17 protein-coding genes are annotated in these 13,943 nt (G+C 74.4%); 9 read left to right on the top strand and 8 right to left on the bottom strand.

Features of this window, described 5'->3' with window-relative positions; genetic code table 11:
* Positions 1-16: 16 nt before the first annotated feature.
* The 3 genes from Ae331Ps2_RS08335 to Ae331Ps2_RS08325 all read left to right on the top strand — a co-directional run bounded on the left by Ae331Ps2_RS08335 (position 17) and on the right by Ae331Ps2_RS08325 (position 2,587).
* Positions 17-1,540 carry an aldehyde dehydrogenase family protein gene (locus Ae331Ps2_RS08335; protein ID WP_075309683.1) on the top strand — a complete coding sequence of 508 codons (1,524 nt, stop codon included), beginning with the start codon at positions 17-19 and terminating at the stop codon, positions 1,538-1,540.
* On the top strand, positions 1,540-1,941 hold the full coding sequence (locus tag Ae331Ps2_RS08330) for a DUF779 domain-containing protein (RefSeq protein ID WP_020626793.1): 402 nt from the start codon (positions 1,540-1,542) through the stop codon (positions 1,939-1,941). The genes Ae331Ps2_RS08335 and Ae331Ps2_RS08330 overlap by 1 nt, the downstream gene beginning before the upstream one ends.
* A gap of 61 nt (positions 1,942-2,002) precedes the next feature.
* Positions 2,003-2,587, top strand: a complete 585-nt coding sequence (locus tag Ae331Ps2_RS08325) for a cysteine hydrolase family protein (protein WP_075309685.1) — start codon at positions 2,003-2,005, stop codon at positions 2,585-2,587.
* Between the two features lie 56 nt (positions 2,588-2,643).
* On the opposite strand, the gene Ae331Ps2_RS08320 is transcribed toward Ae331Ps2_RS08325, so the two are convergent.
* The 5 genes from Ae331Ps2_RS08320 to Ae331Ps2_RS08300 form a co-directional block, all read right to left on the bottom strand.
* A complete protein-coding gene (locus Ae331Ps2_RS08320) occupies positions 2,644-3,384 on the bottom strand; it encodes a Sir2 family NAD-dependent protein deacetylase (protein ID WP_020626795.1) in 741 nt (246 codons plus the stop codon).
* Positions 3,385-3,497: 113 nt separating this feature from the next.
* The gene (locus Ae331Ps2_RS08315) at positions 3,498-3,815 is read right to left on the bottom strand and encodes an antibiotic biosynthesis monooxygenase (RefSeq protein WP_075312689.1); all 318 of its coding nucleotides are present in this window, start codon (positions 3,813-3,815) and stop codon (positions 3,498-3,500) included.
* Positions 3,816-3,825: 10 nt separating this feature from the next.
* Positions 3,826-4,179: an MmcQ/YjbR family DNA-binding protein gene (locus Ae331Ps2_RS08310; protein WP_075309687.1), complete on the bottom strand. Its 354-nt coding sequence runs from the start codon at positions 4,177-4,179 to the stop codon at positions 3,826-3,828.
* Positions 4,180-4,188: 9 nt separating this feature from the next.
* Positions 4,189-4,713, bottom strand: coding sequence for a 2'-5' RNA ligase family protein (locus Ae331Ps2_RS08305; protein WP_075309689.1), 525 nt, complete (start codon positions 4,711-4,713; stop codon positions 4,189-4,191).
* 12 nt (positions 4,714-4,725) lie between these two features.
* Positions 4,726-5,589 carry an A/G-specific adenine glycosylase gene (locus Ae331Ps2_RS08300; RefSeq protein ID WP_075312691.1) on the bottom strand — a complete coding sequence of 288 codons (864 nt, stop codon included), beginning with the start codon at positions 5,587-5,589 and terminating at the stop codon, positions 4,726-4,728.
* A gap of 423 nt (positions 5,590-6,012) precedes the next feature.
* On the opposite strand from Ae331Ps2_RS08300, the gene Ae331Ps2_RS31055 reads away from it, so the two are divergent.
* Positions 6,013-6,849: a hypothetical protein gene (locus Ae331Ps2_RS31055; protein ID WP_075333964.1), complete on the top strand. Its 837-nt coding sequence runs from the start codon at positions 6,013-6,015 to the stop codon at positions 6,847-6,849.
* A gap of 3 nt (positions 6,850-6,852) precedes the next feature.
* On the opposite strand, the gene radA is transcribed toward Ae331Ps2_RS31055, so the two are convergent.
* A complete protein-coding gene (radA, locus tag Ae331Ps2_RS08285; RefSeq protein WP_075309695.1) occupies positions 6,853-8,232 on the bottom strand; it encodes a DNA repair protein RadA in 1,380 nt (459 codons plus the stop codon).
* Positions 8,229-8,966, bottom strand: a complete 738-nt coding sequence (locus tag Ae331Ps2_RS08280) for a copper chaperone PCu(A)C (protein WP_075309697.1) — start codon at positions 8,964-8,966, stop codon at positions 8,229-8,231. Before Ae331Ps2_RS08280 ends, radA begins: the two co-directional genes overlap by 4 nt.
* 345 nt (positions 8,967-9,311) lie before the next feature.
* Here Ae331Ps2_RS08280 and Ae331Ps2_RS08275 point away from each other — a divergent pair, with 345 nt between their 5' ends.
* From Ae331Ps2_RS08275 to ispF, 3 genes are read left to right on the top strand one after another with little or no spacing between them, the layout of a single operon-like run.
* Positions 9,312-9,803 (top strand): CarD family transcriptional regulator, encoded by a 492-nt coding sequence (locus tag Ae331Ps2_RS08275; RefSeq protein ID WP_020625956.1) that lies wholly within the window; start codon positions 9,312-9,314, stop codon positions 9,801-9,803.
* Positions 9,804-9,808: 5 nt separating this feature from the next.
* The gene (ispD, locus tag Ae331Ps2_RS08270) at positions 9,809-10,525 is read left to right on the top strand and encodes a 2-C-methyl-D-erythritol 4-phosphate cytidylyltransferase (RefSeq protein WP_075309699.1); all 717 of its coding nucleotides are present in this window, start codon (positions 9,809-9,811) and stop codon (positions 10,523-10,525) included.
* Positions 10,522-10,989: a 2-C-methyl-D-erythritol 2,4-cyclodiphosphate synthase gene (gene ispF / locus Ae331Ps2_RS08265; RefSeq protein ID WP_075309701.1), complete on the top strand. Its 468-nt coding sequence runs from the start codon at positions 10,522-10,524 to the stop codon at positions 10,987-10,989. Before ispD ends, ispF begins: the two co-directional genes overlap by 4 nt.
* Positions 10,990-11,011: 22 nt before the next feature.
* On the opposite strand, the gene Ae331Ps2_RS08260 is transcribed toward ispF, so the two are convergent.
* Positions 11,012-11,431, bottom strand: a complete 420-nt coding sequence (locus Ae331Ps2_RS08260) for a glyoxalase/bleomycin resistance/extradiol dioxygenase family protein (protein ID WP_043280414.1) — start codon at positions 11,429-11,431, stop codon at positions 11,012-11,014.
* Between the two features lie 67 nt (positions 11,432-11,498).
* Here Ae331Ps2_RS08260 and cysS point away from each other — a divergent pair, with 67 nt between their 5' ends.
* Entirely contained in the window at positions 11,499-12,890 is a 1,392-nt protein-coding gene (gene cysS / locus Ae331Ps2_RS08255) for a cysteine--tRNA ligase (protein WP_075309703.1), read from the top strand.
* Between the two features lie 14 nt (positions 12,891-12,904).
* Positions 12,905-13,879 (top strand): 23S rRNA (guanosine(2251)-2'-O)-methyltransferase RlmB, encoded by a 975-nt coding sequence (gene rlmB, locus Ae331Ps2_RS08250; RefSeq protein ID WP_043280415.1) that lies wholly within the window; start codon positions 12,905-12,907, stop codon positions 13,877-13,879.
* Positions 13,880-13,943: the final 64 nt, after the last annotated feature.

Here is a 13,943-nt window from a genome sequence, read left to right as displayed (position 1 = left end):
CAGGGAAGGACCATTCATGGCCGTCTACGCCAACCCCGGTCAGCCGGGCAGCGTCGTCTCCTTCAAGCCGCGCTACGAGCACTTCATCGGCGGCGAGTACGTCGCTCCGGTGAAGGGCCAGTACTTCGAGAACCCGACCCCGATCACCGGTCAGAACTTCACCGAGGTCGCCCGGGGCACCGCCGAGGACATCGAGAAGGCGCTCGACGCCGCGCACGCCGCCGCCCCGGCGTGGGGGAAGACCTCCGCCGGCGAGCGGGCGAACATCCTGAACAAGATCGCCGACCGGGTCGAGGCGAACCTCGAGCTGATCGCGATCGCCGAGTCCTGGGACAACGGCAAGGCCTGCCGCGAGACCCTGGCCGCCGACATCCCGCTCGCCGTCGACCACCTGCGCTACTTCGCCGGTGCGATCCGGGCGCAGGAGGGCACGTCGTCGGAGATCGACGCCGACACCATCGCCTACCACTTCCACGAGCCGCTGGGCGTCGTCGGTCAGATCATCCCGTGGAACTTCCCGATCCTGATGGCGATCTGGAAGCTGGCCCCCGCGCTCGCCGCCGGCAACGCGATCGTCCTGAAGCCGGCCGAGCAGACCCCGGTCTCGATCCACGTGCTGCTCGAGCTGGTCGCCGACCTGCTCCCGCCGGGTGTGCTGAACGTCGTCAACGGCTTCGGCGTCGAGGCGGGCAAGCCGCTGGCGTCGAACAAGCGCATCCGCAAGATCGCCTTCACCGGTGAGACCACGACCGGCCGGCTGATCATGCAGTACGCCTCGGAGAACCTGATCCCGGTCACCCTGGAGCTCGGCGGCAAGAGCCCCAACATCTTCTTCGACGACGTCGCCTCGCAGCAGGACGCCTTCTACGACAAGGCGCTCGAGGGCTTCGCGATGTTCGCCCTCAACCAGGGCGAGGTCTGCACCTGCCCGTCGCGCGCGCTCATCCAGGGCGGCATCTACGACGAGTTCCTCCAGCAGGCCGTCAAGCGGGTCGAGCAGATCAAGCAGGGCAACCCGCTCGACACCGAGACCATGATCGGTGCGCAGGCCTCGAACGACCAGTTCGAGAAGATCCTGTCCTACATCGACATCGGCCGGCAGGAGGGAGCCAAGGTCCTCGCCGGTGGCGAGAAGGCCGAGATGGGCGGTGACCTCGCCGGCGGCTACTACATCAAGCCGACCGTGTTCGAGGGCAACAACCAGATGCGGATCTTCCAGGAGGAGATCTTCGGCCCGGTCGTCTCGGTGGCCCGCTTCACCGACTACGACGACGCCATGAAGATCGCCAACGACACGCTCTACGGCCTCGGCGCCGGCGTGTGGAGCCGCGACGCGAACACCGCCTACCGGGCGGGCCGCGAGATCCAGGCCGGCCGGGTGTGGGTGAACAACTACCACGCCTACCCGGCGCACGCGGCCTTCGGCGGCTACAAGCAGTCCGGCATCGGGCGCGAGAACCACAAGATGATGCTGGACCACTACCAGCAGACCAAGAACATCCTGCAGAGCTACTCGCCGAACGCGCTGGGCTTCTTCTGATGGGTGAGCCGGACGTCGGTGTCACCCCGACCGAGCGGGTGACGCTGACGCCGGCCGCCGCCGATCTGCTGGTCAGACTCACCGACCTGCACGGTCCGCTGATGTTCCACCAGTCCGGTGGGTGCTGCGACGGCAGCGCCCCGATGTGCTACCCGGACGGTGACTTCAAGACCGGCAACTCGGACGTCCACCTGGGCGACCTGCGGGTCGAGGGACTGGAGAAGCCGATCGGCTTCTGGATGTCGGCGTCGCAGTACGAGTACTGGAAGCACACGCATCTCACCGTCGACGTCGTGAAGGGACGCGGCAGCGGGTTCTCAGTCGAGGCGCCGGAGGGCGTCCGGTTCCTGATCCGCTCGCGGCTGTTCACCGACGACGAGTGGCGGGCGATGCAGGACTGACCCACCACGGCCCGGGGCACCCCGCCCCGGGCCGTGGTCGTACCCGGGGCGAGGAGCACCGATGACGCACACCCTGCGCGGACTGATGGGCCTGCCGGCGGACCCGGCGCCGCTGTCCCGCTCCGCACTCATCATGATCGACCTGCAGAACACCTACACCGAGGGCGTGATGCGGCTCGAGAACGTCGAGCCGGCCCTCGGCGAGGCGGCCGAGCTGCTCGACCGCGCCCGCTCCGCCGGGTCCCGGATCATCCACGTCCGGCACGACGCCGGTGCGGGCAGCCCGTACGACGTCACCGTGCCGATCGGTGCCATCCACGACTCGGTGGCCCCGCGCGACGGCGAGGCGGTGGTGACCAAGAACTTCCCCAGCGCGTTCGTCCACACCGGGCTGGCGGAGCTGCTGGAGGGCTACCAGGACCTCGTGCTCGCCGGGTTCATGACGCACATGTGCGTGAACTCCACCGCGCGCAGCGCGTTCTCGGGCGGCTACGTGCCGACCGTCGTCGCGGCGGCCACGGCCACCCGGGCCCTGCCCGGCGTGCACGGCACCGTCGCGGCGGCCGAGGTCCACGACGCGGCGCTGGCCGGCCTCGCCGACCTGCCCGCGATCGTCGTCCCGGACCAGAAGGCCGTCCCCTCCTGAGCCGCACCCGCCCGGGCCCGGACGGGCTCGGGCGGGCCGGTCAGAGGGCGGTGTCGTCAGAGGACGGCGTCGATCGCGGCGAGGGTCGCGGCGGCGGGGGCCGGGATGCCGACACCGCGGCCGTGGCGCACCTGCGGCTCGCGGACGTTGATCCGCACCAGCGCGCCGGTCGCGGCCGAGGCCAGCTCCGAGCGGCGACGCACCGTGGGCAGGGCCCCGCCCGCCCCCAGCTCGACGACGACCACCCCGGCCCGGTGCGCCGCCAGCCAGTCCACGTGACGCTGCAGCGCCGTCGCGGCGTGGGAGTCGTCCCAGCCGCCGTCGCCGAACATCAGGATCGCCGGACGGGCGAGCCCGCCGCAGCCCGGGCAGCGGGGCAGCTCACCGACGGCGCGCATGGTGGCCTCGTCGACCGGCACCTCGACGCCGTCGGCGGGCCACACGCCGTGGCCGCAGAGCCGCAGGCACTGCAGGTGGTGGATGGAGCCGTGGACCTCGGCGACGTCCTCCGGGGCGAAGCCCGCCCGCTGGAACTGGCCGTCGACGTTCGAGGTGAACACGTTCGACGGCATCCGGTCGGCCCAGCGGCGCAGCACCGCGAACCCGGGGTGCGGCACGGTGTCCCGGTAGAGGTGCAGGCGGTGGCCGTAGAAGCCCCAGGCCAGCTCCGGGTCGTCGGCGAAGTGCTCCGGGTCGGCCAGCTCCTCGAAACGCAGCCCGAGGCGCGCGTAGGGCGGGTAGGCCCGCCAGAAGCCCTCGCCGCCGCGGAAGTCCGGCAGCCCGGAGTCCACGCCCATCCCCGCGCCCGCGGTGATCAGCAGGGCGTCCGCGTCACGGACCAGGCGCGCCGCCGCGGCGATCTCGGTGGAGAAGGCCGCGGCGACCTCGCCGGGGTCGGGGTGAGGGTCGATCAGGACCCCGCCGCGATCTGCTGCAGGTCGACGACCTCGAACTCCAGCAGTGACGCGCCCTTGGCGACCGGCTGCGGCGAGCGCTCACCGGCGTGCGCCTCGGCGGCCGGCCCCGCGCGCCAGGCCTGGAAGTCCTCCTCGGTCTCCCAGCGGGTCACGACGAAGTACCGGTCGTCGCCGGAGACCGGGCGCAGCAGCTCGAACCCGAGGAAGCCGGGCTGCCCGTCGACGGCGTGCAGGCGGTTCGCGAACCGCTTCTCCAGCTCGGGGCCCGCGTTCTCCGGGACCTCGATCGCGTTGATCTTCACAATGGCCATGCCCGCCACGTTATCCCCGCCCGGCCTCGTCGACGCGCATGCGCCACGCGTCACCGATCAGCTCGGCCAGCCGGCCGGTGTCCACCTGCTCCAGGCGGACGAGCACCAGCGGCCACGGTGCGTGCCCGGGGTCGGTGAAGAACAGGTCGGGCTCGCCGAGCAGCAGGGCCTGCTTCTCCGCCTCGTCGCCGACGTACAGCACCGCGACGTCGGTCCTGATCACCCGTCGTCTGCCGGGCACCCGCTCCGGCCACGACCACACGAAGCCCTTGCCGCGCACCCGGAAGTCGAACCCCTCGCTCGGGTTCTCGACGACACCGTCGAGGGCGAGCGCGATCCGCCGCACGTCCTGTTCGTCCCCCACGGGGCAAGCCTAGGGGCGACGGGCGGGGCCCTCCGGCCGCGCTCCGAGGACCGCCGTCTCCCCGGTGCGTGAGTCGTGCAGCTCGACGGCGGTGATCCGCGCCCGCACCGGGGAGACCGGGTGCAGCAGCGCGAAGGCCGCGGCGGGCCGCCCGGTCGCCAGCACCACGTGCGGCAGCCAGGAGCCCGGCAGGTGCGCGGCGTGCGCTCCTCGCACCCGTCCGGCCAGCGCGTCGTGCACGGCGGTGTGCACGGCCAGCACCTCGGGGTCGGTGACGGCGGTCAGCGCCAGCACCTCCGGTGCGTCCGGGCCGACCGAACCGAGACCGGCCAGCCACAGCACCGGCAGCGCGACCAGCCGCAGCTGGGCGGTCAGCTCCCGCACGGCGGTCGGCGGGATCGTGCCCGCCGCGGCGACGGTCACGTGCGGCGTCCCGGCCGGGACCGGGATCCCGGCCCCGGCGAGCCGGTCGCGCAGCGCGGTGAGTGCGGCGGCGCCGTCGTCGTCGAGCCGGAACCGGACGGTGCTGGGCATCGGGGCCGCCGCTCAGACGGGGAGGGCGAAGCGGCCGTCGTCGGTCTGCTCGGCCAGCCCGTCGACGAGCAGCGAGTGCAGGCACCGGTCGCGCTGGCCCGCATCGGACCAGACGGCGTCCAGCGCGGCCCGCTCGACCGGCCCGTGCGCGGCGCGCAACACGTCCATGAGCCTGCCGCGCACCTGGCGGTCGGTGCCGGCGAAGCCCTGGACCGGTTTGCGCGGGCCGTCGTAGGCGGGGCGGCCTGCCGCCACCCAGGCGCAGCGGGCCGCGACCGGGCAGTCCGCGCAGTGCGGCGAGCGGGCGGTGCAGACCACCGCGCCCAGCTCCATCAGGCCGGCGGAGACGACGGCGGCCTCGGCGTCGTCGTCGGGCAGCAGCGCGTCGACGTCGGCCAGGTCGGCCCGGGTGCGGGCCGGCCCGGCGTCGCCCTGTCCGTGCACCGCGCGGGCCACCACCCTCCGGACGTTGGTGTCGACGACGGCGGCACGCAGGCCGAAGCCGAACGCCGCCACCGCCCGCGCGGTGTAGGAGCCGACGCCCGGCAGGGCCTCGAGCGCCTCGACGTCGGAGGGGACGGCGTCGCCGTGCTGCTCCGCGATCGCCGCGGCCGCGTCGTGCAGCCGGATCGCGCGGCGCGGGTAGCCGAGCTTGCCCCAGGTCCGCAGCACGTCCGCGCGCGGCGCGGCCGCCAGCGACGACGGCGCGGGCCAGCGCTCCATCCAGGCCCGCCAGACCGGCTCGACCCGCGCGACCGGGGTCTGCTGGAGCATGAACTCGCTGACGAGCACGCCCCACGGGGTGGTCTCGGGGCGCCGCCACGGCAGGTCGCGGGCGTGCGCCCGGAACCACGGGGAGATCAGATCGGCCACCACCACCCCAGTGTCGCGTGCCCCGGGCCGGGCCCCGGCGACGACCCCACCGGGGGAACGGGTCGGGTGCGTCGGCGTCGCGGGAGGCCGACGCGGGCCCGGCATGTGGATCACGTGCACTACCGCGTCCGCCACCGGGGCGCGCGCCACGACCGGGGCGGTTCCCCGCCGCGCCGGACCGGTCGGGACGGTGTCGCCTGACGACGGCGGTCACCCCAGGTCGACGAGTCACCTGCACGGGGGTCGGGCGATCCGGTTCGGCGACCCCGTCCGGGTCGGTCCGAGGAGTGCGCGGGCGACCGTTCCGCCGGTGTGCTCACCCGGTCGGGACGCGCGGGTCGCCCCGCCGGGTGGACCTCGCCGGACATGTCCGGTCCCGGCGCGGCGTTGGCGACTTCGCGTAACCGGAGATCTACCGTCAGTGACATGCACCCGGTGGGTCCCCTGCCGGCGTCGGTCTACTGGCGTCGGCGCGCGTGCGCGGTCGGCGTCGCGCTGCTCGCGCTCTTCGCGTTGCTGTGGCTCACCACCTGGGTGCTGGTCCCGCGGGGTTCCGACGAGCCCACCGGGACGGCCGCACAGACGAGCCCCCAGTCGTCGCAGACCACATCGGACACCGGGACGGCGGCCCCCGCGCCGTCCCCGGCGTCCCCGTCCCCGGCATCCCCAGCCCCGGGGACGGGGACGCCCCCGTCCGTGCCGCTCCCCGCCCCCGCCGCGCCCGGAGCGCCTCCGGCCGCCGCGGCGGGGACGTCCGCCGGGCCCGTGACCCCGAACGCGGGCCCGGCGGACGAGACGGTCCGCCCCGACGACACGCCACGCCCGTCCGTGCAGGTGCCGCAGGCGGCACCGTCCCCGCCGACCGGCCCGGTGCCCTGCACCGACGCGATGATCGAGGTGCGCGCCGAGACGGGGCAGCCGACCTATCCCGCCGGCGCGCGACCCGAGCTCCGGCTGGTCGTCACCAACGTCTCCGGCCAGCCCTGCGTGCGCGACCTCGACGGCGCCCAGCAGGAGATCGCGGTGTGGAGCGGCGACGGGGCGACCAAGCTCTGGTCGTCCAACGACTGCTCCAACCCGTCGTCGGACGATCTGCGGACCCTGGTGCCCGGCCAGCCGGTGGCCTTCGCCGTGACCTGGACCGGGCTCGGCTCCGAGCCCGGCTGCGCGGGCGAGCGCACCCGGGTGGGCCCCGGCGGCTACCGGGTCCTGGCCCGGCTCGACCAGGTCGTGAGCGAGCCCGTCCCGCTGCTCATGAGCTGAGGCTCAGCGGATGCGGGCCATGATCTCGCGCAGCGACGAGGCCTCGGTGATCTGCATGCCGGTGCGGCCGACCTCGGCCCCGGTCGGGACGATCGCCCGGGTGAAGCCCAGCCGCGCGGCCTCCGCGAGGCGCCGGTCCACCCCGTGCACCCGGCGCAGCTCGCCGGCCAGCCCGAGCTCGCCCAGCACGACGAGGTCCGCGGGCAGGGCCGCGTCCCGCTTCGCCGAGACGACCGCGAGCGCGATCGCGAGGTCGGCCGCGGGCTCGGTGATCCGCATCCCGCCGACGGTCGCGGTGTAGACCTCGGCGTCGTGCAGCTTGAGCCCGCCCCGCCGCTCGACGACGGCGAGCAGCATCGGCACCCGCGACGAGTCCAGCCCGGTCACCGCCCGGCGCGGGCTCGGGATGTTCGCTCCCGCCACCAGCGCCTGAACCTCGGCGAGCAGCGGGCGTCGCCCGTCCATCACGACGGTCACCGCGGTCCCCGGCTGCACCGCGTCGGCGCCCTGGCCGAACCGGCCGAGGAACAGCCCCGAGGGGTCGGCGAGGCCGACGATGCCCGAGTCGCGCAGCTCGAAGCAGCCGACCTCGTCGGCCGGGCCGAACCGGTTCTTCACCCCGCGGACCATCCGCAGCGCCGAGTGCTTGTCGCCCTCGAAGTGCAGCACCACGTCGACCAGGTGCTCCAGCACCCGCGGGCCCGCGATGCCGCCGTCCTTGGTGACGTGGCCGACGAGGAGCACGGCCAGGCCGCGCTCCTTCGCCAGCGCGGTCAGTCCCACGGTCACGGCGCGGGTCTGGGTCACCCCGCCGGGGCTGCCGTCGACCGAGGCGGTGGACATGGTCTGGATCGAGTCCACCACCAGCAGCGACGGCCGCAGCGCGTCGACGTGGCCCAGCACCGACTCCAGATCGGACTCGGCGGCGAGGTAGAGCTCGTCGTGGACGCCGCCGGTCCGCTCGGCGCGCAGCCGCACCTGGCCCGCGGACTCCTCACCCGAGACGTACAGGACCCGGGACCGGGCCGCGGCCTGCGCGGCGACCTCCAGGAGCAGCGTCGACTTGCCGACGCCCGGCTCACCGGCCAGCAGGACCACCGCGCCCGGGACGAGCCCGCCACCGAGCACCCGGTCCAGCTCGTCGACGCCGGTCGGCCGGGCCCTGGCGGAGTCCAGCTCCACCTCGGCGATCCGCCGGGCCGGGGTGCTGGGTGCTCCGGCGACGACGGTCCGGCCGCCCCCGCCGGTGCGCACCGGCTCGACCTGCTCCAGCGAGCCCCAGGCCTGGCAGCCCGGACAACGCCCCACCCACTGCGCCGTGCGGTGGTCGCACTCGGTGCAGCGGTAGCCGCCCGAGCGGGCGGCGCGGGACCGGGGGGTCAGTTGCCGGCGGCGCCGCCGGCGCCGCTGCCCTCGTTGCCGGGCGCGACGGGGGCGCCCTCACCGGCCGGGACCGGGTTCGGCCGGTCGACCGGCGGGGCCTCGGCCTGGCCGCCGGTCTCGGAGTTCACGCCGGTCTCGGCGCCGTTGGTGCCGGACTCCTCGGAGTCGAACGACGCCCGCTCCGGGGCGTGCCCCGGCGAGCCCGCGGTGTGCGGCACGCCGGTCGGGACGGTGACGGTCACCGAGCCGGCCCTCTCGAACACGAAGGTCATCGGGATCTGCGCCCCGGCCGGGACCGGACGGGTCAGACCTTCGGCGACGAGCTGGACCCGCTTGGCGTTGGTCGGGGAGAGCTGCAGGTTGCCCGGCGAGACCAGCGCGATGTCCTGCGGCATGGTCGGGTCGCCCTGGATCTGCACCGACGCCGCGGCGGGGGAGGTGACCGACAGCAGGCGGTCGGCGACCGGAGCGGTGTTGACCAGGGTCGCGACGAGCGGTGCGGCGCCGCCCTGGCGGTACAGCGCGTCCGGACCGGCGGGCGTGGTCGGGTAGGCGATCTGCACGTCGCGCAGGTCGACCGAGCCGACCGTGACGTTGGCGCCGTTCACGGCGGCGACCTGGCGGGAGGTCTGCGAGATCTGCCCGGTCCCGCAGCCGCTGAGCAGCAGGCCGGTCAGGGCGGCGGCGCCGGCGACCCCGGCCAGGGTCCGGGCGGAACGGCGGGTGCGGCTCACGGTCGTCGTGTCCTTCCTTGCCGGTGCCCCGAAGTGCCCCCGGCGCACGTGCTGGGTCTGTCGGGGGGCAGCCTAGTCGCGCGCTCCGACAGGTTGCGCGGTCGGGCACCCGGGTGTGACGACCGCGTCCCCACTGGACGGCGGGGACGGAAGACCCGGTGGTCCGGGACGTGACGCGGCGGCGACCGGCACGTGGCCGGACGGCCCCCGACGGGCGCCACGCCCGCGGGGAACACGTTCCTCCGCCGTTGTCAACCCCCTGACCTGCGACGACGGTAAAAGCCGGTCGCCGTCCCGCTCTGACGACGTGTTAATCTGGACGCAGCGAAAGGGGCCAGAGGACACATGGTTTTCAAGGTCGGAGAGACCGTCGTCTACCCGCACCACGGTGCCGCGCTCATCGAGGCGATCGAGACCCGGACGATCAAGGGCGAGGAAGTGCAGTACCTCGTCCTGAAGGTCCAGCAGGGTGATCTGACGGTGCGCATCCCCGCCGACAACGTCGAGGTGGTCGGTGTTCGTGACGTCGTGGGCCAGGAGGGATTGGATCGGGTCTTCGAGGTGTTGCGCGCGCCGCACACCGAGGAGCCCACGAACTGGTCGCGCCGGTACAAGGCGAACTGGGAGAAGCTCACGTCCGGCGACGTGAACAAGGTCGCCGAGGTCGTCCGCGACCTGTGGCGGCGAGAGAAGGACCGGGGCCTGTCCGCCGGTGAGAAGCGGATGCTGGCCAAGGCGAGGCAGATACTGGTCAGTGAACTCGCGCTGGCCGAGGGCACCGACGAGGAGCGGGCCGAGGTCCTGCTCGACGAGGTGCTCGCCACCGCGAACGCCTGACCGGCGTGCACGGACCGTCCTCCGGGGCGGGTGTCGTCGCGGTGCTTCCCGCGGCCGGTTCCGGGGTGCGGCTGGGTGCAGGTGTGCCCAAGGCGTTCGTCGGACTGGCCGGGGTTCCCATGCTGGTGCGCGCGGTCGACGGCCTTCTCGCGTCCGACGTCGTCGGGCACGTGGTGGTCGTCGTCCCCGCGGACCAGGTGGACGACGCCGCGGCGATGCTGCCCGGTCGCCCGGCGACCGTCGTCGCCGGCGGTGCCGACCGCACCGCCTCCGTCGCGGCGGGCCTCGCCGCTACCGGTCCGGACGCCGAGGTCGTGCTGGTGCACGACGCCGCGCGCCCCCTCACGCCACCCGACGTCGTCCGTCGGGTGGTCGACGCCATACGCGCGGGCGCTCCCGCCGTCATCCCGGTGCTCCCCGTGGCCGACACGGTCAAGCGGGTCGACGCCGACGGCACCGTCGTGTCCACCGTGGACCGCTCGGAGCTGCGCGCGGTGCAGACCCCGCAGGGATTCCGCGCGGCCGACCTGCGTCGCGCGCACGCGGACACGCCCGACCCCCGCACCGACGACGCCGGGCTGGTCGAGGCGCTCGGCGACCCGGTCGCCACCGTCGCCGGGGACCCGCTCGCGTTCAAGGTCACCACCGCGTGGGACCTGCGCATCGCCGAACTGCTGCTCGCCGGGGCGGGCCGCGTCACCGAGCACGAGGAACACGCATGAGGGTCGGGATCGGAACCGACGTGCACCCGGTCGAGCCGGGCCGCGACTGCTGGGTCGCGGGTCTGCTGTGGACCGGCACCGACGGGTGCGCCGGACACTCCGACGGCGACGTCGCCGCGCACGCCCTGTGCGACGCCCTGCTGTCCGCGGCCGGGCTGGGCGACCTGGGCGCGGTGTTCGGCACCGGCCGTCCGGAGTGGACGGGCGCGAGCGGGGCGGCCCTGCTCGCCGAGGTCCGCCGCCTGCTCGCCCGCGACGGCTGGACCGTCGGCAACGCCGCCGTCCAGGTGATCGGGAACGACCCCAAGATCGGCACACGCCGGACCGAGGCCGAACGGGTGCTGTCGGAGGTGGTCGGCGGCCCGGTGTCGGTGTCCGGCACGACCACCGACGGGCTGGGGCTGACCGGACGCGGTGAGGGGCGCGCCGCCGTCGCGACGGCGCTGCTGCTCGCTGCGGGTTAGAGCTGCGGGCCAGGGCTGCGGGCTAGAGACGCCCGGTCCGCTCCTGGATCTGCTCGGGCGTCAGGTCGCCGGTGTGGGCCGCCACCATCCAGGCGTGGCCGAACGGGTCGGCGATCCGCCCGGCGCGCTGCCCGTAGTCGTGGTCGGTCACCGGGAACAGCACGCGGCCGCCGTGGGCCACCATCGCCGCGGCGACCGCGTCCGGGTCGTCGACCTCCAGGGCCATGATCACCGATCCGGGCCCCGACGGAGCCGGGTCGACGGCGTCGCCGTCCTTGAGGGCCCACTCGGCGCGACCGGCCCGCAGCAGGGCGTGCACCACGGCACCGGAGCCGTCGGTGTAGCGCTCCACGAGCTCCGCGCCGAACGCGGCGAGGTAGAAGTCGATCGCGGCGTCGGCGTCGTGCACGACCAGCCGCGGGTACATCCGCTCAACAGCCATGCCGGACACCTTGCCCCAGCCCCACCGCGCGTGTAGTGGACGAATCGGAGGCCCGTACCCTGGTGACGTGAGCCTCAGACTTCTCGACTCAGCGACCAGGGAGCAGCGCGCCTTCACGCCGCTGCGGACCGGAGCCGTGTCGATGTACGTCTGTGGGGCGACGGTGCAGGGCCTGCCGCACATAGGCCACGTCCGCTCGGGGCTGAACTACGACGTGCTGCGTCGCTGGCTGGCCCGGTCCGGCTACGACGTCACGCTGGTCCGCAACGTCACCGACATCGACGACAAGATCCTGCGCAAGGCACAGGCCGCGGGCCGTCCGTGGTGGGAGTGGGCGGCCACCCACGAGCGGGCCTTCACCGCCGCGTACGACGCGCTGGGCTGCCTGCCGCCGTCGGTGGAGCCCCGGGCGACCGGGCACATCACGCAGATGGTCGAGCTGATCGAGCGGCTGATCGAGCGCGGTCACGCCTACGCCGCGGGTGGCGACGTGTACTTCGCCGTGCGCACCCTGCCCGACTACGGCGCGCTGTCCGGTCAGCGCGTCGACGACGTCCACCAGGGTGAGGGCGAGGGCGGCGCCAAGCGCGACGCGCTGGACTTCACGCTGTGGAAGGCGGCCAAGCCCGGCGAGCCCAGCTGGCCCACCCCCTGGGGCAACGGGCGCCCCGGCTGGCACCTGGAGTGCTCGGCGATGGCGACGGCCTACCTCGGCCCGGAGTTCGACATCCACGGCGGCGGCCTGGACCTGGTCTTCCCGCACCACGAGAACGAGCGCGCCCAGAGCCACGCCGCCGGCGACGGCTTCGCCCGCTACTGGCTGCACAACGCCTGGGTCACCATGGGCGGGGAGAAGATGTCGAAGTCGCTGGGGAACACCCTGGCGATCGAGAACCTGCTCGAGCGGGTCCGCCCGGCCGAGCTGCGCTACTACCTGGTCGGCCCGCACTACCGGTCGGCGATCGAGTACTCCGACGCCGCGCTGGACGAGGCCGTCGCCGCGTACCGGCGGATCGAGTCGTTCGTGCACCGGGTGCGCGAGCGGCACGGCCTGCCCGAGGTCGCGACGGAGCTGCCCGGCGCGTTCACCGCCGCACTCGACGACGACCTGGGGACCCCGCTCGCCCTCGGCACCGTGCACACCCTGGTGCGCGAGGGCAACACCGCCCTCGACGCCGGGGACGTCGCGGGCGCCCTGCGGACCGCGTCCGCGGTCCGTGCGACGACCGAGGTGCTCGGCCTGGACCCGCTGGCAGCCGGCGGTGCGGCCGAGGAGTCGGGCGACGCCGCCCGGCAGGCACTGGGCACCCTGGTGGAGTCGATGCTCGAGCGCCGCCGGGCCGCGCGCGCCGAGCGCGACTTCGCCACCGCGGACCGGCTCCGCGACGAGCTGCTCGCCGCCGGGATCGCCGTCGAGGACGGTGCCGACGGCTCCACCTGGACTCTCAAAGACGCTTAGGACTCGTAGAACTCATGGCAGGCAATTCCAAGCGCCGCGGTGCGATCCGCAAGGAAGGCACCAAGAAGGGCATGGTCGTCGGTTCCGGCGGTCAGGCCCGGCGCGCACTGAAGGGCAAGGGGCCGACCCCGCCCGCCGAGATGCGCCCCGGCCACCCGAAGGCGAGGGCGGCCGCGCGGCGTGCCGCCCAGGACCAGCAGCAGCGCCGACGCCCGGTCGCGGGCCGTCGCGGTGACGGGGAGACCCCGGAGACCGTGCTCGGGCGCAACCCGGTCGTCGAGTGCCTGCGGGCGGGCGTCCCGGCGACGGCGCTGCAGGTGGCCACCGGCATGTCCGCCGACGACCGGGTCACCGAGGCCGTCGCACTGGCGGCGGAGCGGGGCATCTCCATCCTGGAGGTGCCGCGCAACGACCTCGACCGGATCAGCGGCGGAGCGCTGCACCAGGGCCTCGCCCTGCAGGTGCCGCCGTACTCCTACGCCCACCCCGACGACGTGCTGGAGGCCGCGTCGCACTCCGGGCGCCCGGCACTGGCCGTGGCCCTGGACGGGGTGACCGACCCGCGCAACCTGGGTGCGGTCGTCCGGTCGGTGGGGGCGTTCGGCGGGCACGGCGTCGTCGTGCCGCAGCGGCGCGCCGCCGGCATGACCGCGGTCGCCTGGCGGACCTCGGCGGGCACCGCGGCCCGGGTCCCGGTCGCACGCGCCACGAACCTGACCCGCACCCTGCAGGAGTACGCCTCCGCCGGGCTGATGGTCGCGGGCCTGGCCGCCGACGGCGACGTCTCCCTCGACGACTTCGACCTGGCCACCGGGCCGCTGGTGATCGTCACCGGGTCGGAGGGCAAGGGGCTGTCCCGGCTGGTCCGCGAGACCTGCGACGTGACCGTCTCGATCCCCCTGGCCGGCCGGGTGGAGTCGCTGAACGCCTCCGTCGCCACCGGCGTCGTGCTGGCCGAGGTGGCCCGCCGCCGTCGCACCCACCGCTGACCCGATCCCATGATCGCCGCGACGCGCGGTGATCCGTTCCCCGCGCGCGTCCGGACGCGCGCGA

Source organism: Pseudonocardia sp. Ae331_Ps2 (assembly GCF_001932405.1).
Lineage (GTDB): Bacteria > Actinomycetota > Actinomycetes > Mycobacteriales > Pseudonocardiaceae > Pseudonocardia.
This window is presented reverse-complemented; position numbering and strand designations above follow the sequence as displayed.